The following is a 20,249-nucleotide window of genomic DNA, read 5'->3' on the forward strand; positions in this document are numbered from 1 at the left end:
CGCCGCCTGCAGACCCAGGAGACCATGACCCAGCAGATCGCCGATGCGATCACCGACAGCCTGCGCCCGGCCGGCGTCGCCATCCTGATCGACGCGGCCCACCAGTGCATGACCACCCGCGGCGTGCACCACCGCCACGTCTCGACCATCACCACCCAGTTCACGGGCGTGTTCAAGACCGACGCGACCTTGCGCCAGCGCTTCCTCGACTTCGTCAACAAGCGCTGAGCCGTCTTCGGCGAGCCGTGGCGCCCTGCGCCACGGCCGTGAAGCTTCAGAAGACCCGATCCTCGACCGCCGCCTTAGGAGGACCGCCAGCCGACGCCCTCGCGGCCGCCCGCTCCGGGCGATGGACGAGCGTCACCAGCACGAAGCTGAGCATCATCAGCAGATACCACGCCCCCAGCTTGCCGAGGGGCACAAGGCTCCAGCCGTCCTTCTGGCTCGGATAGAGCCATGCCGAGGTGAAGGTCCCCACGTTCTCGGCGATCCAGATGAACACCGCCACCAGCAGGAAGCCGAGCAGCATGGGCATGCGCCGCATCTTGCGGTCCGGCGTGAACTGGAACCAGGCCCGGCCGAACAGCACCGCCGAAAGCCCGTAGAGGCCGACCCGAATGTCGGGAAGGTAGTGGTGGGTGAAGAAGTTCGCATAGGCCAGCACCGCCAGCACCCACGGCCCCCACAGCGGCGGATACCGCTCGAACCTGATCTCGAACAGCCGGATCGCCCGCGCCATGTACGAGCCGACGCAGGCGTACATGAACCCCGAAAACAGCGGCACGCCGCCGATCCGGAGCAGGCTCGGCTCCGGATAGGTCCAGGACCCGTGCGCGGTCTTGAAGACCTCCATCGCCGTGCCGACGAGGTGGAAGATGAGGATGACCAGCGCCTCCTCCCACCGCTCCAGCCGGGTGGCCAGCAGCATGCCCTGGATCGCCAGGGCCGCGACCACCAGGAAGTCGTAACGGGCGACCGGCGCATGTTCGGGCCAGAAGAAGCCGGTCAGGATGAGCAGGGCCAGCATCGCCCCGCCGAACAGGCAGGCCCAGGCCTGCTTCAGGCCGAACAGCAGGAATTCGTAGGCGTAGCCCCGCCAGCGCCCGCGCTCCGCCCAAGGCCGCGCCATGGCGTCGAAGCGAGCGACCTGCGCCTTGATCTGGTCCTTCAGGCTCATGGACAGCCCCTGTCCGGGTTGGCTTGAATCAAGTCAACAGGGCCGAGTCTTCGAGTCTGGAGCCCGCCATGAGCCATCTTCAGCGGGAAGGACCCTAGCGCGAGCCTGGCTTCGCGCGCCATATGCGCGCCATGACCCAAGCGAGCTTTCCCACCGCCCCCGACAAGGCCGCGCTCGAGCGCGGCGAAATCCTGAGCCCTCGGTTCGATGCGAACGGCCTGATCGCCGCCATCGCGACCCATGCCCAGACCGGCGAGGTGCTGATGTTCGCCCACATGAACGCCGAGTCCTTGGCCCGCACGCTGGAACTGGGCGAGGCGGTCTATTTCAGCCGGTCGCGCAATGAAATTTGGCACAAGGGCGCGACCAGCGGCCAGATCCAGAAGGTGGTCGAGATGCGCGTCGACTGCGACCAGGACTGCCTGTGGCTGAAGGTGCTGCCGCAAGGCGACGGCGGCGCCTGCCACGTCGGCTTCCGCTCGTGCTTCTACCGCGTGGTCGAAGACGGCCGGCTGGTTGAAAGGCCCTGAAGTCGAACAAGCCTGACCAGCCTCAGCGGCGCAGGGTGAACCCCACCCGCAGGGTGCGCGGAGCGGCGTAGCTTTCGACGCCGTCCGCCGTCTCTCCCACCTCGATGTCCGCATCCAGCAGGTTGTCGGCGGCCAGATAGGCCTCGCTCGCCGCCGACAGTTTCCACGCCGCGCGCAGGTCCAGCGCCCAGGCGGCCGCCAGCTTGCGGGTGTTGAGGTCGTCCTCGAACCGCCCGCTCTCGTAGCGGGCATCGCCGCTCAGGGTCAGCCGCTCGCTCGCCCGCCAGGTCGCCCCGGCGGTGAGCGTCAGTTCCGGCGTCTGAGCCGGCCGCTTGCCGGTCAGTTGCGGCGCGGCGGCCCCGCCGTCCACCTCGGCCCTGGTCGCCGAGAACGCTGCCTGGACGCGCCAGGCCGGGCCGAGGTCGGCGGCGATGTCGCCCTCCAGCCCCCAGGCCTCGATCTCCCCGGCGTTGCGCCGCTGGCGCAGCACCCCGCCAGCCGGAATGAAGCCAGCGGTCGGAAAGGTGGCCGGGCCGAAGCCGACCGTGACATTGGTGATCGGGTCCTGCAGCCGGTTGTAGAAGACGCCCATCGACCAGCGCACCGCCCCCTCGCCCACCAGCGCCGCCTCCACCCCGTAGAGCGTCTCCGGCTTCAGCCCGCCATTGGCCTCGGTCACGTCGTTGCCGACTCGGAACGGCCGGTGCAGTTCGTTCAAGGTCGGCGGCCGAAAGCCCGCATAGGCCGCCCCGCGCAGCCAGGCGTCGCCGGCCAGGCGCTGCTTGACGCCCAGCCGCGCGGTCGGGGTCGTCCCCGAACTGCCGGCCGGCGCCTGGTCCAGCAGGATCGCCCCGCCCTCCAGGTCGCGCTCGCGCCGGATCGCATCGCTGGAGCGCCAGCCGTCGATCCGCGCCCCGCCGGTCAGGATGGTGTCCTCGCCGGCATAGGCCGCCTCCGCATAGCCGCCGCCGACCAGGGTCTTCCCGCCGGCCACGCGCCCGCGGGTGAAGCCGCCGTTCATATAGCGGAAGCGCTCGCGCACCTCGCCCTGCGCCGCACGCAGGTCGGCGCCCAGCTCCCACGACCAGGCGCCCGAACGCGCCTGCCAGGCGGTGTTGAGGCCATAGCCGAGCGCAGGCGTCGCATACTGGTCGTTGGCCGGCGTGGTGAAGGCGCGCCCAGCCCCCACCGCCGCCGAGGAATTCTTCAGGTCGCTGGAGCGCAGCCAGGCCTGCACCCGCCAGCCGCTCTCCCCGTCCTGCGGCGGGCGCGCCGCGGTGAGGGTCAGCGAGCCGCCGCTGGCGATGGACCGCGCCCCGGCCAATCCCGCCCCGCGCCGTTCCTCGAAGGCGCCCAGGCGCACGGCCCAGTCGACGCCGTCCCGCTCACCCTGCAACCGCGCGGCCAGCGAAGCGTCCTCCAGCGTCGTCGGCGTATCGGCCGCGCCGGCCTTGGCGCCGCGCACGGGCCGGTAACCGTCGGTGGTCGAACCGCTGGCGGTGATCAGCAGGTGTTCCGTCCCGAACGCCGCCGCCGCCCGCAAGCCGCCGCGCTCGGCCGCCGAGACCGACAGCGCCGTCAGCCCCTCGCGCGCGCCGGCCTCGCGCAGCGCCACCACGCCGGTCAGCGCGCCGGCCCCATAGGGCCCGGCTCCTGCGCCGCGGATCACAGCCGCCCCGTCCAGCCCTTCGCCCGGCAGGGCCGACCAGATCACCCAGCCGCCGAACGGATCGTTCTGCGGCGCGCCGTCCAGCGTCACCAGGGCGCGGCCGGCGCCGGAGGGCGCCACGGCCCGCAGCGACAGGCCCTGGATGGTCGGATTGGCCGCCTCGCTGCCGGTTCGCCGGAACAGCGAGACGCCGGGCGAGCGCTTCAGCGCCTCATCCAGCCGCAGCGACCGGACCAGTTCGCTCCCGTCGAAACTCTGCACGGAAAACGCCGCCTCCCCCGCGAGCGGCGGCAGGCGCGGGGCCTCGACGACGACGGGCGCGACGGACGGCGGAATATCGACAGGCATGGAAGCGGACGAGCCTTCAGCGCCGCCAAGCCGCGCTGGCGTCGCGCAGAGGCCGAAACTCCGAGCCGTCCTTCCAGTTGGGCCAGTCGCGGCCGTTCGCCAGGTCCTTGCCCATCTCGTAGAACAGCGCCACGTCCTCGGCCGCGCCGGTCAGGTCCCAGTCGGCCGACCAGGCGTCGCAGGTCTTGTGATAGCAATCGGCGGTGTAGTCGCTGACCCACTTGTCGCCGGCCTCCCGCCCGCCGTTCTCCAGGTCGGCCCCGCCGCCCAGCCCCATCAGCAGCAGCACCGGCACGCCCCGCCGCGCCAGCGAGAAATGGTCGGCGCGGTAGAACAACGCCCGCTCGGGATGGGCGTCCGGCGTCACCGTCCGTCCCTGAGCGGCGGCGGCCTTGGCCAGCATGTCCTCCAGGGCGTTCTGGCCGGCGCCGATCAGCACCACGTCCTTGGCCCGGCCGTTCGGCTGCAGCACGTCCATGGTCAGGTTGGCGGCCATGGTCTCCAGCGGCGTGGTGGGGTGGACGCCGTAATATTCCGAGCCGAGCAGCCCGCGCTCCTCGGCGGTCCAGGCGGCGAAGACCAGGGTCCGTTCCGGCGGCGGCCCGGCCTTGAACGCCCGCGCGATCTCCATGGTCCCGGCCACGCCGATGGCGTCGTCCAGGGCGCCTGGCCGCACGGTGCGCCCCTGCGCGTCCGGCGCGCCGACCCCATAGGCGTCCCAGTGGGCGGCGAACATCACGCTCTCGGCCGGCCGCTTGGCGCCGGTGATCTTGCCGATCACGTTGCGGCTGACGATGCGCGCATGCTCCACGCCATAGCTCGCCGAGAAGCTCGCGCCCTCCAGCGCCACCGGCTGGAAGTCCGCCCGCCGCGCCGCGGTCTTCAGCGCCTCGAAATCCTGGCCCGCCGCGGCGAACAGCTCGCGCGAGGCCTCGCCGCTCAGCCAGCCTTGCAGCAGCACCTTCTCCTTGGCCGGGTCGGCGCGAACGATATCGAAGCCTTCGCCGTTCGAGGCGACCACCGTCGACCAGCCATAGCCCGCGCCCGGCGCCTCGTGGACGATCAGCGCGCCCAGCGCCCCGCGCCGCGCGGCCTCCTCGTACTTGTAGGTCCAGCGTGCATAGTAGGTCGCCGCCTGGCCGCCGAACTTGCCCGCGACCGGCTCGCCCGCCTGCGCCTCGAAATCGGGATCGTTGATCAGGAAGACGGCGATCTTGCCCTTCAGGTCGACGCCCTTGAAGTCGTCCCAGCCACGCTCGGGCGCGGTGACGCCATAGCCGACGAAGACCAGCGGCGCCTTGTCGATCTTCACTCGGTCCACCGGCCGCTGGGTCGAAGGCGCGATGTCCCGATTGCGCTCCAGCGGCCGCGCCTGACCCTTCAGGTCGAAGGAGAAGCTTCCGCCGTCTTTCACCTGGAAGCGCACCAGCGGCACGTCCTGGGTGAAGCGACCCTTGTCCCCGGCCGGCTCCAGGCCCAGGGCCTTGAACTCCCGCACCAGGTATTCGACCGTCCTGTCCTCGCCCGCCGTTCCGGGCCCGCGCCCTTCGAACGCGTCCGAAGCCAGCGTCCGGGTGATGTCCGACAACCGCGCAGGATCGATCGGCCCCGCCCCCTGCGCCAGGGCGCTCGAAGCCAGCAGCGAAAGGGCCAGGGCGGCGGCGCTGGTGCGGATCATGAGGACGACTCCGAGATAGCCATGGGTAGCGCGACCCTACCCATCGCCTCCTTCCGACGGAAGTCGCCGAACACTCCCCAGCGGGCAGGAACCCCGGCGCTCACGTCCGCGTAGCGAATTCCGCATCGCCCGTCGTCGCCACCGCCTGGTCGTCGAACGAGGCGTGGGCCGAGGTGTAGAGCCGTGCATAGAGCCCGCCGGCAGCCATCAGCTCGTCGTGCGGCCCCTGCTCCAGAATGCGCCCCTGCTGCAGCACGATGATCCGGTCGGCGTCGCGGATGGTCGCCAGCCGGTGGGCGATGACGATGCAGGTACGCCCGGCGAACAGCACCTTCAGCGCCTTCTGGATCGCCTGTTCGGTGAAGGAATCGATGTTCGCCGTCGCCTCGTCGAGAATCAGGATCTGCGGATCGGCCACCAGGGCGCGCGCGAACGAAATGAGCTGGCGCTGGCCCATGGAGATGTTGCGCCCGCGCTGGCCCAGCCGCGTCTGATAACCATCGGGCAGGCGCATGATGAAGTCGTGCGCCGCCACCGCCTTGGCCGCCGCCACGATGTCCTCGAAGCTCGCGCCCTCGGTGTTGTAGCGGATGTTCTCCTCGATGGTGCCGGTGAACAGGAACGGCTCCTGGAGCACCATGCCGATGGTCCGGCCCAGCGAATCCAGCGTCACGTCGCGCACGTCGCGGCCGCCGACCAGCACCTGGCCCTGATCGACCTCGTAGAAGCGGTGGGCGAGCGCGATGATCGAGGTCTTGCCCGATCCCGTCGGCCCGACCAGGGCCACCACCTCGCGCGGATTCACCTTCAGGCTGACGTCGTGCAGGATCGGCCGCTTGGGATCGTAGCCGAAGGTCACGTTGCGGAATTCCACCGTCGCCGCATCGGCCGGCAGGGCTTGCGCGCCCGGCGCGTCCTGGATCGTCACCTTCACGTCCAGCACCTCGAAGATGCGGTGCGCGGCGGCCATCGCCCGCTGCATCACCGTGTACTGCATCGACAGCATCCGCACCGGATCGAAGAACCGCTGCACATAGAAGATGAAGGCGACCATCACCCCCACCTCCAGCCGGCCGCCCAGAACCGCATTGCCGCCGATCACGATGACGATGGCCATGGCCAGGCCGGTCAGGATGTCGACGGTCGGCACCATGATCTGGGTCATCCACGACGCATGGGCCTGGGCGTTGAAGTTCTCCAGCGCCTTCTCGCGATAGAGTTCGAAGTTCAGCGCCTCGCGGCGGCTTTCCTGCACCGTGCGCACGCCGTTGATGTTCTCGGCCAGGGCCGAATTGGCGGTGGAGGACGCATCGCGCGCATCGCGGAAACTGGTCTTGGAGAATGGCAGCCAGACCGCGCGGATGGCGATCAGGGCCGGCAGCACCGTCAGGGTCAGAAGACCCAGCTTCCAGTCCATGCTGACCAGCACCGCGGCGATCCCGATCAGCATGACCAGGTCGCCGATCGCCCCGGTCGAGCTCTCGAGGAACTCCTGCAAGGCGTTCACGTCGCCCTGCAGCCGGGCCATGATCCGCCCGACATGGGTCTTGTCCATGAACGACAGCGACACGTCCTGGAAATGCTCGAACATCTGGCGGCGGATGTCGAAGATCACCCGCTGGGCCAGCCGCGCCGACAGCCACTGCTCCAGGAAGAAGGCCGCCGAATAGACGATCACCAGCGCGCCGAAGACCATCAGGGTGTGGTCCAGCAGCGCCCCGTCGCGCGCCACCGCCGCGTTCACCGCCCGCCCGATCAGCGCCGGAATCGTCACCACCGAAGCGGCCGAGGCCAGCACCGCGACCACCGCGATCATGAACGAGCGCCGATGCGGCTTCAGCATGGACAGGAACCGCCGCGCCACCCCGGCGTCGAAGGTCCCGAAGATGTCCTCTCCCTCGGACGAGCCCAGCGAGGCTCTCGGCTTGCGCGGTTCGGCCTGGCTCATGCGACCTCCTCGTCCAGCACCGCCTCGGCGTCGGCGCGCGTCTGCAGCTCGTAGAGGTCGGCATAGACGCCGCCGGCCGCCACCAGCTCGGCATGGCGGCCATGCTCGACGATGCGGCCCTCGTCCAGCACCAGGATCTGGTCGGCGTGCATCAGCGACGACAATCGGTGGGCGATGATGATCGTCGCCTTGGCTGCGGTCGCCTCAGCCAGGGCCTCGCGCACCCGCCGCTCGGTGACCGCATCGATCGCCGCCGTCGAGTCGTCGAAGATCATCAGGCCCGGTCCCGGCGCCACGCCGCGCGCGATGCTCATCCGCTGGCGCTGGCCGCCGGAAAGCGCCACGCCGCGCTCGCCAACCCGCGTCTCGTAACCTTCGGGCAGGCCGGCGATGTGGTCGTGGATCTGGGCGGTGCGCGCCGCGCCCAGGATCGCCTCGTCCTCAGCCCAGGGATCGGCATAGGCGACGTTGTGGCCGATCGAGGCGTCGAACAGGAACGCCTCCTGCTGCACCAGCCCCACATATTGGCGCAGCGATTCCAGCGTCACGTCGCGGATGTCCTGGCCGTCGATGGTGATCGCGCCCTCGCTGACGTCGTAGAAGCGGGGGATCAGGTTGGCGATGGTCGACTTGCCGCTGCCCGGCGCGCCGACGATCCCCAGGGTCTCGCCCGCCCGCACCTCGAAGCTGACGTCGCTCAGCACCGACTTGGCGCCGGGCGCATAGGTGAAGCTCACATTGTCGAACCGCAGCGTGCCCGCGGTGGGCGCCAGCGGCCGCGCGCCCGGCGCGTCGGCGATCTCCGGCTCCAGGTCCAGCACCTCGAAGACCCGCGCCCCGGAGGACGTCGCCCGCGCCGCGGCGTTGAAGATCATGGCGATCTGCCGGATCGGCGTCTGCAACAGGGTCATGTAGGTGAGGAACTCGGTCAGGCGGCCGACACTCATGGTCCCGTCCACGACCTTGTGCCCGCCGTACCACAGCAGCAGGCCCATCGAGCCGTAGAAGCTGACGGTCATCACCGACACGGCCCGGAACCGCAGGGTGATCCGCATGTAGGCGTAGCCGAGCGCATCCAGCGAGGCCTTGTCGAACTTGGCCATCTCGAACCGCTTGCCCGCGAAGGCGCGCACCACCCGGATGCCCTGGAGGTTCTCCTCCATGGTCAGGGTCAGCACGGCCATCAGTTCCTGCACCCGCAGCCAGGTGACCCGCAGCAGGAAGCCCATCCGCGCCAGCGCCCAGCCGGCGATCGGCGCGAAGGCCAGGCCGATGGCGCCCATGACCAGGTCGGTGGACAGCATCATCCAGGCCGAGAAACCCAGCAGCAGCACCAGCGAGACCGACTGCATCAGCCCATTCTGGATGAAGACCCGCGCGCCCTCCAGGTCGAGCATGCCGCGGGTGATCAGGTCGCCGGAATGGATGCGGTCGTGGAAGCCGAAGCTCAGCCGCTGCAACTGCTGGAAATATTGCAGGCGCAGGTCGTAGCCGACCCTCTGGCTGACATATTCGCCGAGGTACCCGCTGGTCATGGTCAGCAGGCCGCGGACCATGGTGGCGGCGATCACCAGCAAGGCCACGCCCACCAGCGCGCTTTGCGCCTGACCCGCCTGCGCGCCGCCGGCCTTCAGCAGCGCTCCGGCGTGATCGACCCCGGCCCCGAACAGCCGCGGCAGGGTGAGGGAAGCCGCAGCCGCCCCGACCGAGCAGGCGATGGCCAGCGCCAGCCGGCCTGGATAGCGCAGGGCGAGCGCCGAAATCCGCTGCAGCACGCGCGGCATCTCGCTGACATCCACCCGCGGCGGGCTGGAGTCAGCGACGCGCGCACCCCGTCTGGAGGGGTGTGACTCGCCCATGGCAAGATTCCAATCTGAAGTATGCGGATCATTTTGGCGCGGCTTTACGCGCCGCGCCAGACCCGTTTTGACCTCGGATGCAAATTTAGCGCGAGTGTCGAAAAAACTTCTAGGCATCGGCCTGGGGCGGCCGACGATCAGGACCGGCCTCGGGCGATCCGATCAATGTTTGGATAACAGGCGCCGTTGTCGTGGCGGCCCGGCCCTGTCATGGTAGGCTTCCGATACGGAAGCGACCCCATGCTGCAGCCCATATTTCGTGCTGGCGGGTCGGAAGATTTCCGCCGCGGGCCATAGATAAAGAACGCTGGCGCATGCCTTCGCGGCGCGCGGCGTCGGGAGGATTTGATGGAAGATTTGAAAGAGCGCCCCAGCCTGGAAGAAACCCTGGACCAGGCCGCCGCCGTCGGCATGACCACCGCCGTCTGGGCGCGGCTGACGCCGGACAAGGTCGCGGTCGTGAACCCCGACGGGTCCTCGCGCACCTTCGCCGAGGTCAACGCCGTGGCCAACAAGCTGACGCGCCTCTTCCGCCAGCATGGCCTGGGCAAGGGCGACGCGCTCGCCATCGTCTGCTCCAACCGCGCCGAGTTCGTCGAGGTCCAGGCCGCCACCCTGCGGTCGGGCCTGCGCATCACCCCGGTCAACTGGCACCTGACCGCCGACGAGATCGCCTACATCGTCAACGACTGCGAGGCCAAGGTGCTGGTGGGCGAGGCCCGCATCGCCGTCCTGCCCGAAGTGGTGGCGCAGTGCCCGAACGTGGTGCTGAAACTGGCGGTCGGCGGCCCCATCGCCGGGTTCCAGGACTACGAGGAAGCCATCGCCCCGCTCGACGGCTCGGACATTTCCGATCCGGTGCTCGGCAACCAGATGATGTACACCTCCGGCACCACCGGCCGGCCCAAGGGCGTGTACCGCGAGAACCCTCCCGTCACGCCGAGTTCGATGTACGCCCTGCGCGGCTATGACGAGAATTCGATCCAGCTCTGCGCCGGCCCGGCCTATCACGCCGCGCCGCTGGCCTTCGACATCCGTGCGGCCATGGGCGCCGGCGCCCCGCTGCACTTCCTCGACAAGTGGGATTCCGAACTGGTCCTGCGCACGATCTCCGAGCAGAAGATCACCCACCTGCACCTGGTCCCGATCATGTTCCAGCGCCTGCTGGCCCTGCCGGACGAGGTGAAGGCCAAGTATCCGGTCGACCATGTGAAATACATCGTCCACGGCGCGGCGCCCTGCCCGCCGGAGGTCAAGCACGCCATGATCGAATGGTTCGGCCCGGTGCTGTCGGAATACTACGCCGGCTCCGAAGGCGGCGCGGGCTTCACCATCTCCTCCGAGGAGTGGCTGAAGAAGCCGGGCAGCGTCGGCAAGCGCCCGGCCCTGCTGCAAGTCCGCATCCTCGACGAAGAAGGCAACGACTGCCCGCCCGGCGTGCCCGGCGGCATCTATCACCAGCTCCCGCCCGGCGGCGGCTTCACCTATTTCAAGGACGCCGCCAAGACCGCCGCCAACCGGGTCGGCGACTTCTTCACCATGGGCGACGTGGGGTATTTCGACGAGGACGACTACCTGTTCCTCACCGGCCGCAACGCCGAGACCATCATTTCCGGCGGCGTGAACATCTATCCGCAGGAAATCGACAACGAGTTGATCAAGCACGACGCCGTCGCCGACAGCTCCACGGTCGGGGTTCCCCACGACGAGTGGGGCGAACAGGTCAAGGCGGTCATCCTGCTGAAGCCCGGCTACCAGCCCTCCGAGGCCCTGGCCCAGGAGATCCTCGACTTCGCCCGCAAGGCCCTTCCCTCGTTCAAGGTGCCGCGCAGCCTGGACTTCGTCCACGACCTGCCCCGCTCCGAGGCCGGCAAGGTCCAGCGCAACAAGGTCCGCGCCCCCTACTGGGAAGGCCGCACCCGGCAGATCTAGCAAAGCTCCGCGCCATCCCGGACCAGCCGGGATGGCGCGTAAAGCCTCGGGTCCTTAGAGCATTTTCCGCCGAAATGGACGCCGGTTCGGCGCAGAAAATGCTCTGAATCCAAAGAGTCTCGAGCCTGACCCGAGGCTATCGAAACGGATCACGCTCTAAGTCACGAACATCCGGCCGCGAAGTCGCTTGCCGCCGCCGGGCCGGGCGGGCGAACCTCCACCGACCGGAGGCTTGTCCATGACTGCTGAACACGAAGCCCTGCTCGGAGAACTGAGGGCCGTTCTCGCCGCCGACCCGCGCGTGCGCTCGCTGTGGCTGTCGGGCAGCCTTGGCCGCGGCGAGGGCGACGCCTGGAGCGACATCGACCTGACCGTGGTGGCCGAGGCCGCCGACCTTCCCGCCCTGATCGCCGATTTCCACCGTACGCGCCAGGACATGCCGCCCCAGGTGTTCAGCCAACTCGTTCACGGCCGCATCGTCTCGGCGATCACCCCCGACTGGATGCGCTTCGACATCGCGTTTGTGACCCCAACCGAATTTGCGGTCCAGGACGGCGCTTCCCTGCGGCGGTTGGCCGGCGATCTGGATGAGGCCCCGCCGCCCCGCGAGCGCAGGCGCGACGCCGGATCGCCGGCGCAGGTCCTGGCCATCGCCCACGAGTTCATCCGCATCCTTGGCCTGCTGCCCGTCGCGGTCGCCCGCCAGGAATGGATCGTCGCCCAGCAGGGCTTCGGCCTGTTGCGCCAGCTCACCGTCGACCTCTTCCTCGAGGAGACCGCCCTTCCGCCCGGCGCGCGCGGCGTCAAGCGCCTCAACGCCTTTCTGACCGACGACCAGCGCGCGGCGCTGGAGGCCATCGCCCCGCCTGCCGCCGACGAAGCCGCGATCATCGCCGCCAACCGCGCCATCGCCGCCCTCTTCCTGCCCCGCGCCCGGCGGCTGGCGGCCGATCTTGGCCTGGACTGGCCCGAGGCGTTCGAGGCCGCCACCCGAAAGCGCCTGCACATCGACCTCGGCCTGGACGTCTGAAAACGCCTCATACGTAAATTACGCGGTTCCTCGACCGCGCCGCTCGGGCCGGTTGCTTAAGTTATCATAGTAAAGTTACGCCGACCGTGCGCAGATTGCGTATTTTGCGCAAAATAAACACATGATGTTCACTTATCATAACACGGCGTTATTTTGATCTTAACCAAACCTCGGCGTCATGACCCTCACCAAAGGATATATCCCCAAGGGGGGGATCATGACCTCGTCGAACGCCCTGGCCGAGCGGCTGGACTTCATCAGGCTCACGCCGGACGCCCTGCAGGACATCCGCGGCGTCAAACCGATCATCGTCAAGGAGCTGCCGGGCGCGCTCGACCGCTTCTATGAGTCGGTCCGCAAGACCCCGCAGACGCTCCGGTTCTTCAGCGGCGAAAGCCAGATCACCAGCGCCAAGAACAAGCAGCTCGCCCACTGGGAGACGATCTCCAGCGGCGTGCTCGACGACCGCTATGTCGCCGCCGTCACCACGGTCGGCGAAGTCCACGCCAAGATCGGCCTGGAGCCGCGCTGGTACATCGGCGGCTACGCCCTGGTGCTGGAGACCCTGGTCGAGAAGATCCTCGCCGCCCGCTGGCCCAAGGGCGGCTTCGGCTCGAAGAACGCCGGCTCCAAGCAGACCGCCGCCGAACTGAGCGCGCTGATCAAGGCCACCCTGCTCGACATGGACTTCGGCATCTCGGTCTATCTCGAGGCGCTGGAGACCGCCCGCCAGGAGGCCGACGCCCAGCGCCGCGCCGCCGAGGAAGAGCAGAACCGGATCGTCGCGACCCTGGCTGCGAGCCTCAAGCGGCTGGCCGAGGGCGATCTCACCACCCGCATCGACGCCAACTTCACCGGCGCCCACGAGCAGATCCGCACCGACTTCAACGCCGCGGTCGAGAGCCTGCGCGCCGCCATCGGGGCGATCTCCGAATCCACCGGCGCGCTGCGCAACGGCTCTGACGAGATCGCCGCCGCCTCCAACGACCTCTCCCACCGCACCGAGCAGCAGGCTGCCAGCCTCGAAGAAACCGCCGCCGCACTCGACGAGGTGACCGCCGCGGTCAAGCGCAGCGCCGAGGGCGCGCGCCAGGCCTCCTCCGCCGCCTCCACCGCCAAGGAAGACGCCAGCCATTCGGGCGAAGTGGTCCGCGGCGCGGTCGCGGCCATGGGCGAGATCGAGCAGAGCTCCGGCCAGATCACCCAGATCATCGGCGTCATCGACGAGATCGCCTTCCAGACCAACCTTCTGGCCCTGAACGCCGGCGTCGAAGCCGCCCGCGCCGGCGACGCCGGCAAGGGCTTCGCGGTCGTCGCCCAGGAAGTCCGCGCCCTGGCCCAGCGCTCGGCCGATGCGGCCAAGGAGATCAAGGCCCTGATCTCCAACTCCACGGCCCAGGTCGCCCGCGGCGTGAAGCTGGTCGGCGATACCGGCGAAGCCCTCAGCGGCATCGTGGCCAAGGTCGCCGAGATCGACAGCCTGATCTCCGAGATCGCCCAATCGGCCAACGAACAGTCGACCAGCCTCAACGAGGTCAACAGCGCGGTGAACCAGATGGACCAGGTCACCCAGCAGAACGCCGCCATGGTCGAGGAGGTCACCGCCGCGGCGACCAGCCTCAAGGGCGAGGGCGTCGAACTGGAACGCCTGGTCGCCCGCTTCAACACCGGCGCGTCCGCGGCGGCGGCCCCGACCCGCGCGCGGCCGCAGGTCGCCCAGGCCGGCCGCCACGCCCCGGCCCGCAGCCCGGCCCGCGCCGCCCAGGCCAAGCTCGCCGCGGCCGCCGACGAATGGGAGGAGTTCTAGAGCCCCCTGCGGCCCCGGCGTCCGCACGGCGAAACCTTCCGAAAACAAGCGTGTTTGGCCTAGGCTCGCGGCGCATGCCATGAAGCGCCCCGCTTCGTATCGCCGGATGTTCCCATGCCGATTCCGTTCATCGACCTGCAGAGCCAACGCGCCCGCCTGGGCCAGCCGCTGGAAGACGCCATCCTCAAGGTCGTCCGCTCGGGCGCCTATGTCATGGGTCCGGAGATCGCCCAGTTCGAGACGGCGCTGGGCGAGTTCGGCCAGGCGCCCTTCGTGCTTTCCTGCGGCTCGGGCACCGAGGCGCTGCAACTGCCGCTGATGGCCTGGGGGATCGGGCCGGGCGATGCGGTCTTCTGTCCCTCCTTCACCTTCGCTGCGACCGCCGAAGTCATGCCCCTGGTCGGCGCCTCGCCAGTGTTCGTGGACATCCTGGAGGATACCTACAACCTCGACCCCGCCGCCCTGGACCGCGCCATCGAAGCGGTGAAGGCCGAGGGGCGGCTCACCCCCAAGGCGGTGATCGCCGTCGACCTCTTCGGCCAGCCGGCCGACTATCCGGCCATCACCGCGGTGGCCAGGAAGCACGGCCTGAAGCTCATCGCCGACAGCGCCCAGGGCTTCGGCTGCACCTTGAACGGCCAGCACCCGATCCACTGGGCCGACGTCGCCACCACCAGCTTCTTCCCGGCCAAGCCGCTGGGCTGCTATGGCGACGGGGGCGCGGTGCTGTGCAAGGACGCGCGCCTGCACGACATCCTCGTCTCCCTGCGCGTCCACGGCCAGGCGGTGAAGTCCGATCTCGAAGGCAAGACCTTCGATCACGATCCGAAGTACCTCAACCTGCGCATCGGCATGAACAGCCGCATGGACACGATCCAGGCCGCGGTCCTGCTACAGAAGCTGTCGATCTTCGCCGACGAGATCGAGGCCCGTAACCGCGTCGCGGCCCGCTACGCCGCCGGCCTCTCCGATGTGGTCGTCACCCCGAAGGTGATCGAGGGCGGGGTCAGCGTCTGGGCGCAGTACACCATCGAAACCGACGACCGCGACGGCCTGATCGCCCACCTGAAGGGCCACGAAATCCCGACCGCCGTCTACTACCCGATCCCGATCCACCGCCAGGACGTCTATTCGGCCTATCCGGCGCCGGGCGGCCTGCCGGTCACCGACGCCAAGGCCGGCAAGGTCATGAGCCTGCCGATGCACCCCTATCTGACGCCGGAAGACCAGGATGCGATCATCGCCGCCATCCGCGCCTTCGCCGGCCGCAACGCCTGAGGCTCAAAAGAATACGGACGCGGCTCCCCCAGGGACCCGCGTCCGCTTCTCCTAGAGGTCTGGTCGGAACTCCCCCGAGATCGACCAGTACGCCGGGGTTCCGAGCTGCCCGGCTCCCGCTAGTAGCCTAGAGCGTTATCCGTTTCGATAGACACGGATAACGCTCAAGACTCTTTGAATTTAGAGCATTTTCTGCGCCGAACCGGCCGCCACTTCGGCGGAAAATGCTCTTACCCTCGAAAGAGAGAGTGGATCCGCCGCCTCTGCTGGGTGGGGCTTTGGCGGCGGATCCTCGAGCCCGGAGCGAAGCGGCCGGACTCTTTGCATTGGAGACGGCGACGAGGCCCGGCGACGACAGTGCGCCGACGCTCCCCGCCCGTCTCGATCCCGTTTCCATGGTCATTTGTCCCACCCGACAAATCGCATCCGATGAGAGAAGGTTGCCACGACGGATGGCGGCCGCGCATGACACAAATGCACTATGGCGCGTCGGGGCTTGGAAGGTCAGGCCGCCGCATCGGCCAGCAGGCTGCGCCAGTGCTTCAGCATCATCATGTGCCCGATATCCGGCATCACGTGCACCTCGCTGGCCCTGTCGCCCAGGAAGGCCAGCAGCGGCGCCAGCGGCGCGAAATGATCCTGCTCGCCGTGCCAGACGATCAGCGGCGCGCGCAGGGCGCCGATATCCATGTTCCGCGCCCGGCGGAAGGCGCGGATCTCATCGGCGGGCCCGCGGCTCGACCGCGCCAGGGCCTCGCCGATATAGGCCGTCAGGAAGGTCGAGGTCTCGGGATGGCTGTCCAGATAGTCCAGGTCGCCCGGCGAATGGACGCTGGAGCGCCGCACGATCCGCTCCAGCATGGCCGTCGACAGCCGCATGCGCAGGATCGCGAAGAAGCTCTCCAGCACCCATGCGTTCTCCTCGATCCCCCGGCGGAACATCACCAGCGGATTGCCGGGGGTGAACTCCGGCGCACGCGGCGGGCGTCCGGAATAGAGCTGCACCTTCACCGCCCGATCGCCCAGGGCGATCGCCGTCTGGATCGCCGAGGGCGCGCCCGACAGCACCCCGCCGATCCGCACCCGCTCCAGGCCGATCTGGTCGCACAGCTCGACCATGTCGGCGGCCACGCCTTCGAAACTGTAGTCCTCGCGCGGGTCCGACTGCCCGAACCCCGGCCGCTCGGCGCAGACGATCCTCAGGCCCAGCTCACGCCCGATCCGGTCGCTGCCCGGCGGCAGCAGGCTGGAGCCCAGCCCCTCGTGAAAGGCCAGCAGCGGCTGGCCCAAGGGATCGCCGTATTCGCGATAGGCCAGCCGGCGCCCGTCGCTCAGAGTGACGAACTTCAGCGGCGGCGCCTGCAGCAACTCCAGCTCCTGCGCCCGCGCGCGTTCCTGGCCGTCGATCAGCCCGGCCAGGCTCGACAACTCCGTCAGGGCGCGGATCAGGTCGCTCTGTCGTTTCAGGCCCATCTTGTCGAAGATCGCGCGGAGCTGGTTGCGCACCGTATTGACGCTCACGGCCAGCTCGGCCGCCGCATCCTGCAGGGTGCGGCCGTCGCGCAGCTTGCGCGCCAGGCGGACCTCAGCCGGCGTCAGGCCGAAACTTTCCCGGATCGAGGCCCACAGGCTGTTCGTCACGCTGGCGGCCGGAAACACCAGCGCCAGGCCGGCCTCTGCGTCCAGGCTGTCGGGAAGGTCCGCGCCGGCCACGCCCGCCAGGGCGCCCCCGCGCGTCAGATAGGCGAAGGCCGGTCCTTCCTCGTCGTCGCGGTCGAGCTTGACGATCACCTGCCCGGCCTGCCGCTGCGTCCGCGCACACGCCTGGGCCAGGGCCTCGTCATTGGCCGGGTCGTCGAAGGCGATGGCCCGGCCCTCGGCCAGTTCGCCCATGCCGCCCAGGATTTCCGCCGCCGCCCCGTTCCAGGCCAGCGCCTTGCGGCCCGGCGACAGCAGCACCCAGCCCAGGTCTGGCCGGCGCGCCGCATTGGGCCCCTCGTCCCGCCGCTGGGTCAGGCGGGCGATATCCTCGCTCAGCGCCAGATCGCGCACCAGTTCGGGCGTCGGCTCCTGCCCGTCGTCGTCCAGCACCTGGACGAGCTGTTCCCAAGCCTCCGGGTCGGCCGCGACCTGATACATGGTCTCGACCACCAGGCGCGCATCGCCCGGCGGCCGCGCGCTCTCCCGTAACTGACCGGCCATCGCGCCCCACTGCTCTCGCCCGTCCCGAATCTGTACGATGGGACTTCAGTCCACCCGCCGCTGCAAGGAGTCAGCCGCGCTCAGCGCAGCCAGTTCACCACCGTCAGCCCGAAGACCCGCGAGAACTCCCGCTCGTTGTCGGTGACGATGCAGCAGTCCGCCGCAAGCGCATGGGCTGCTATCAGCATGTCGTTGCCGCCGATCGGCGTCCCTGCGCTCTCCAGCCGGGCGCGGAGCTCGCCATAGATGCGATCGGCCGGCCCTTCGAACGGCAGAACCTCCAGAGCTCCAAGCACGCGCTCCAGTTGGATCGACAAGCGCTCGGAACCCTTCTTGGCTGCGCCATAGCGCAGCTCCGCGGCCACGATCACACTGGTGCAGACGCCGGCCTCCCCGACCTGCACGATCTGCTGCGCAGCGCGCCCTTGCGGATTGCGGACCAGGTCCGAGACGATGTTCGTATCGAGCAGGCGCCGCATCTAGAGCTCTACCGGCCGCGGCGGCGGATCGTCGATCGGCGGGAAGTCCTCATCCAGCGGCGAAAGTTCGGCCAGCACCGCCAGCAGCGAACGCGGCGAGGCCGGCTCGATCACCAACCGGTCGCCTTCCTTGTGCATGATGGCGTCCTCGCCCGGCAACTCGAACTCGCGAGGGATGCGGACGGCCTGGTTGCGGCCGTTCTTGAACAGCTTGACGCGCCGATGAAGGGTCATGCCGCTATATAGCATATGCCAAGGCATATGCCAAGACATATGCCAAGACGCCGAAGCCTTCCCTTGCGTCGTTCGCGCCCCCCCGTTAGCGTCCTCAAACAATTGTTTAAGCCATTTGGAGGAAGCCCATGAAGGCGGCGGTCTATTACGAGAACGGCGGCCCCGAAGTCCTGAAATACGAGGACTTCCCCGATCCGGACCTGCACCCCAAGGGGGTCATCATCAAGGTCGAGGCCATCGCCATCGAGGGCGGGGACACGCTCAACCGCTGGCGCGGGCCGCTGATGACCAATCCGCACATCGTCGGCTACCAGGCCGCCGGCGAGATCGTCGCCGTGGGCGAACAGGTCACGCACCTCAAGATCGGCCAGAAGGTCGCCACGGTGAACAACTGGGGCAGCCATGCCGAGCTGCGCTCCGTCCCGGCCCGCAACTGCTGGGTCATTCCCGACGGCTACGACGTGAAGAAGGCCGCCGCCATCCCGGTCACCTTCGGCACCGCCGACGACTGCCTGTTCGAGGCTGGCCGCCTGAAGGCCGGGGAGACCGTGCTGGTCCAGGCCGGCGCCTCGGGCGTCGGGGTCGCGGCCATCCAGCTCGCCAAGCGCGCGGGCGCGACGGTCCTGGCCACCGCTTCGTCGGACGAGCGGCTGGAGCGCCTGAAGCCGCTAGGCCTCGACCACGGCATCAACTACGCCCGCGAGGACGTCGTGAAGGAGGTCATGCGCCTGACCGACAAGAAGGGCGCCGACGTGGTGGTCGACTCGGTCGGCGGCCCGACCCTGCAGGGCTCGATCAACGCGCTCGCCTATCGCGGCCGCGTCTCCATGGTCGGCGCTGCGGGCCGTGAGCCGATGGTGGTCGATGTCGGGACCATGATGGGCGGCAACCGCCAACTCCGCGGCGTCTTCCTGGGCGCCGAGATCATGACCGACCGCGTTCACGACAACATCCAGCGCCTGATCGAGGAAGCCGCTCGCGGCGAGCTGGAAGTCCTGGTCGACAAGGTCTTCCCGCTCTCCGACGCCGCCGGCGCCCACGCCTATATCGAAAGCCGCGCCGCCGTCGGCCGCGTGGTGCTGGTTCCGTAAAGTCCCGCCGATTCTCCCCCTCTGGGGGAGCTGTCAGCAAAGCTGACTGAGGGGGACTTCGGTCCATCGGCCGTCGCCCCCTCCGTCGTTCGCCGCTTCGCGCCGAACGCCACCTCCCCCAGCGGGGGAGGATCTGAATGGAGACCGCCCATGCCCCGCGCGAAGAACGGCGCCGTCGAGATCGAATACGAATCCTTCGGCGACACGTCCGCCCCGACGATCCTGCTGATCAACGGCCTCGGCTCGCAGATGACCCGCTGGCCCGCGCCGTTCTGCGAACAGCTCGCCGCCCGCGGCTATCGCGTGATCCGGTTCGACAACCGCGACACCGGACTTTCCACCTGGTTCCAGCCGGGCGAGCGCTACAGCCTCTCGGACATGGCCGCCGACGCCATGGCGGTGCTGGATGCGGCCGGCGTGGACAAGGCCCACATAGCCGGGGTCTCCATGGGCGGCATGATCACCCAGGCCGTCGCGATCGAGCATCCGGGCCGCGTGCTCTCGATGACCTCGATCATGTCGGCCACCGGCGCGCCCGGCACCCTCGACCCGACGCCGGAGGCCGGCGCGGTCCTGACCGCCGCCGCGCCCGATCCGGCCGCCGATTACGAGGCCTTCCTCGACTTCCAGGTCAAGAACGCCCTGGTGATCGGCAGCCCCGCCTATCCGTGGCCGGAAGGCGCCCTGCGCCAGCGCGCGATCGACGAGCACGCCCGCGCCTACAACCCGACCGGCACGGTCCGGCAGATGGGCGCCATCCGCGGCGACGGCGACCGCACCGAACGACTCTCCAAGCTCTCCGTGCCGGCCGTGGTGCTGCACGGCGCCGACGATCCGCTGGTCCCGCTGGTCGGGGGCGAGGCTACCGCCGCGGCCATTCCCGGCGCAGAACTGCGCGTCGTGGCCGGCATGGGCCATGACGTGCCGCCCGGCCTCTACGACACCTTCATCGACGCCATCCTGGCCGCCGCCGCGCGCGCCTGAACC

16 protein-coding genes are annotated in these 20,249 nt (G+C 69.1%); 8 read left to right on the forward strand and 8 right to left on the reverse strand.

What is annotated here, in order from left to right:
• The coding region (locus tag ACE3TL_RS04725; RefSeq protein ID WP_374577570.1) for a GTP cyclohydrolase I at positions 1-228 on the forward strand (228 nt) is incomplete at its 5' end.
• A 46-nt stretch (positions 229-274) separates the two neighbouring features.
• On the opposite strand, the gene ACE3TL_RS04730 is transcribed toward ACE3TL_RS04725, so the two are convergent.
• A complete protein-coding gene (locus tag ACE3TL_RS04730; RefSeq protein ID WP_374577571.1) occupies positions 275-1,177 on the reverse strand; it encodes a DUF817 domain-containing protein in 903 nt (300 codons plus the stop codon).
• Positions 1,178-1,308: 131 nt separating this feature from the next.
• On the opposite strand from ACE3TL_RS04730, the gene hisI reads away from it, so the two are divergent.
• Positions 1,309-1,707 carry a phosphoribosyl-AMP cyclohydrolase gene (hisI, locus tag ACE3TL_RS04735; protein WP_374577572.1) on the forward strand — a complete coding sequence of 133 codons (399 nt, stop codon included), beginning with the start codon at positions 1,309-1,311 and terminating at the stop codon, positions 1,705-1,707.
• Positions 1,708-1,729: 22 nt separating this feature from the next.
• Here hisI and ACE3TL_RS04740 read toward each other — a convergent pair whose 3' ends face one another.
• From ACE3TL_RS04740 to ACE3TL_RS04755, 4 genes are all read right to left on the reverse strand, one after another.
• Positions 1,730-3,724 (reverse strand): TonB-dependent receptor, encoded by a 1,995-nt coding sequence (locus ACE3TL_RS04740; RefSeq protein WP_374577573.1) that lies wholly within the window; start codon positions 3,722-3,724, stop codon positions 1,730-1,732.
• 16 nt (positions 3,725-3,740) lie between these two features.
• Complete coding sequence (locus ACE3TL_RS04745; protein WP_374577574.1) at positions 3,741-5,402, reverse strand: M28 family metallopeptidase; 1,662 nt, start codon at positions 5,400-5,402, stop codon at positions 3,741-3,743.
• A 100-nt stretch (positions 5,403-5,502) separates the two neighbouring features.
• Positions 5,503-7,350, reverse strand: coding sequence for an ABC transporter ATP-binding protein (locus ACE3TL_RS04750; protein ID WP_374577575.1), 1,848 nt, complete (start codon positions 7,348-7,350; stop codon positions 5,503-5,505).
• Positions 7,347-9,134 carry an ABC transporter ATP-binding protein gene (locus tag ACE3TL_RS04755; protein WP_374577576.1) on the reverse strand — a complete coding sequence of 596 codons (1,788 nt, stop codon included), beginning with the start codon at positions 9,132-9,134 and terminating at the stop codon, positions 7,347-7,349. The genes ACE3TL_RS04750 and ACE3TL_RS04755 overlap by 4 nt, the downstream gene beginning before the upstream one ends.
• Positions 9,135-9,557: 423 nt before the next feature.
• Between ACE3TL_RS04755 and ACE3TL_RS04760 the strand changes: the two genes are divergently transcribed.
• From ACE3TL_RS04760 to ACE3TL_RS04775, 4 genes are all read left to right on the forward strand, one after another.
• Entirely contained in the window at positions 9,558-11,141 is a 1,584-nt protein-coding gene (locus tag ACE3TL_RS04760; protein ID WP_374577577.1) for an AMP-binding protein, read from the forward strand.
• Between the two features lie 238 nt (positions 11,142-11,379).
• Positions 11,380-12,171: a hypothetical protein gene (locus tag ACE3TL_RS04765; protein ID WP_374577578.1), complete on the forward strand. Its 792-nt coding sequence runs from the start codon at positions 11,380-11,382 to the stop codon at positions 12,169-12,171.
• A 217-nt stretch (positions 12,172-12,388) separates the two neighbouring features.
• Complete coding sequence (locus tag ACE3TL_RS04770) at positions 12,389-13,978, forward strand: methyl-accepting chemotaxis protein (RefSeq protein WP_374577579.1); 1,590 nt, start codon at positions 12,389-12,391, stop codon at positions 13,976-13,978.
• A gap of 114 nt (positions 13,979-14,092) precedes the next feature.
• On the forward strand, positions 14,093-15,256 hold the full coding sequence (locus tag ACE3TL_RS04775; RefSeq protein WP_374577580.1) for a DegT/DnrJ/EryC1/StrS family aminotransferase: 1,164 nt from the start codon (positions 14,093-14,095) through the stop codon (positions 15,254-15,256).
• Between the two features lie 504 nt (positions 15,257-15,760).
• On the opposite strand, the gene ACE3TL_RS04780 is transcribed toward ACE3TL_RS04775, so the two are convergent.
• The 3 genes from ACE3TL_RS04780 to ACE3TL_RS04790 form a co-directional block, all read right to left on the reverse strand.
• Positions 15,761-17,458 carry a hypothetical protein gene (locus tag ACE3TL_RS04780; protein WP_374577581.1) on the reverse strand — a complete coding sequence of 566 codons (1,698 nt, stop codon included), beginning with the start codon at positions 17,456-17,458 and terminating at the stop codon, positions 15,761-15,763.
• Positions 17,459-17,538: 80 nt separating this feature from the next.
• A complete protein-coding gene (locus ACE3TL_RS04785) occupies positions 17,539-17,937 on the reverse strand; it encodes a type II toxin-antitoxin system VapC family toxin (protein ID WP_374577582.1) in 399 nt (132 codons plus the stop codon).
• Positions 17,938-18,171 (reverse strand): antitoxin, encoded by a 234-nt coding sequence (locus ACE3TL_RS04790; protein WP_374577583.1) that lies wholly within the window; start codon positions 18,169-18,171, stop codon positions 17,938-17,940.
• A gap of 128 nt (positions 18,172-18,299) precedes the next feature.
• Here ACE3TL_RS04790 and ACE3TL_RS04795 point away from each other — a divergent pair, with 128 nt between their 5' ends.
• Together ACE3TL_RS04795 and ACE3TL_RS04800 are read left to right on the forward strand one after the other, a co-directional pair.
• The gene (locus ACE3TL_RS04795; protein ID WP_374577584.1) at positions 18,300-19,262 is read left to right on the forward strand and encodes a zinc-binding alcohol dehydrogenase family protein; all 963 of its coding nucleotides are present in this window, start codon (positions 18,300-18,302) and stop codon (positions 19,260-19,262) included.
• 150 nt (positions 19,263-19,412) lie between these two features.
• Positions 19,413-20,246 (forward strand): alpha/beta fold hydrolase, encoded by an 834-nt coding sequence (locus ACE3TL_RS04800; RefSeq protein ID WP_374577585.1) that lies wholly within the window; start codon positions 19,413-19,415, stop codon positions 20,244-20,246.
• Positions 20,247-20,249 lie beyond the last annotated feature (3 nt).

The sequence above is a fragment of the Phenylobacterium sp. genome, from assembly GCF_041920015.1.
Taxonomy (GTDB): Bacteria; Pseudomonadota; Alphaproteobacteria; order Caulobacterales; family Caulobacteraceae; genus Phenylobacterium.

Coding starts and splice junctions, on each gene's coding strand:
- ACE3TL_RS04775 (WP_374577580.1), top strand. CDS start 14,093: ATGCCGATTCCGTTCATCGACCTGCAGAGCCAACGCGCCCGCCTGGGC.
- ACE3TL_RS04750 (WP_374577575.1), bottom strand. CDS start 7,350: ATGAGCCAGGCCGAACCGCGCAAGCCGAGAGCCTCGCTGGGCTCGTCC.
- ACE3TL_RS04795 (WP_374577584.1), top strand. CDS start 18,300: ATGAAGGCGGCGGTCTATTACGAGAACGGCGGCCCCGAAGTCCTGAAA.
- ACE3TL_RS04780 (WP_374577581.1), bottom strand. CDS start 17,458: ATGGCCGGTCAGTTACGGGAGAGCGCGCGGCCGCCGGGCGATGCGCGC.
- ACE3TL_RS04755 (WP_374577576.1), bottom strand. CDS start 9,134: ATGCCGCGCGTGCTGCAGCGGATTTCGGCGCTCGCCCTGCGCTATCCA.
- ACE3TL_RS04730 (WP_374577571.1), bottom strand. CDS start 1,177: ATGAGCCTGAAGGACCAGATCAAGGCGCAGGTCGCTCGCTTCGACGCC.
- ACE3TL_RS04745 (WP_374577574.1), bottom strand. CDS start 5,402: ATGATCCGCACCAGCGCCGCCGCCCTGGCCCTTTCGCTGCTGGCTTCG.
- ACE3TL_RS04740 (WP_374577573.1), bottom strand. CDS start 3,724: ATGCCTGTCGATATTCCGCCGTCCGTCGCGCCCGTCGTCGTCGAGGCC.
- ACE3TL_RS04770 (WP_374577579.1), top strand. CDS start 12,389: ATGACCTCGTCGAACGCCCTGGCCGAGCGGCTGGACTTCATCAGGCTC.
- ACE3TL_RS04790 (WP_374577583.1), bottom strand. CDS start 18,171: ATGACCCTTCATCGGCGCGTCAAGCTGTTCAAGAACGGCCGCAACCAG.
- hisI (WP_374577572.1), top strand. CDS start 1,309: ATGACCCAAGCGAGCTTTCCCACCGCCCCCGACAAGGCCGCGCTCGAG.
- ACE3TL_RS04800 (WP_374577585.1), top strand. CDS start 19,413: ATGCCCCGCGCGAAGAACGGCGCCGTCGAGATCGAATACGAATCCTTC.
- ACE3TL_RS04760 (WP_374577577.1), top strand. CDS start 9,558: ATGGAAGATTTGAAAGAGCGCCCCAGCCTGGAAGAAACCCTGGACCAG.
- ACE3TL_RS04765 (WP_374577578.1), top strand. CDS start 11,380: ATGACTGCTGAACACGAAGCCCTGCTCGGAGAACTGAGGGCCGTTCTC.
- ACE3TL_RS04785 (WP_374577582.1), bottom strand. CDS start 17,937: ATGCGGCGCCTGCTCGATACGAACATCGTCTCGGACCTGGTCCGCAAT.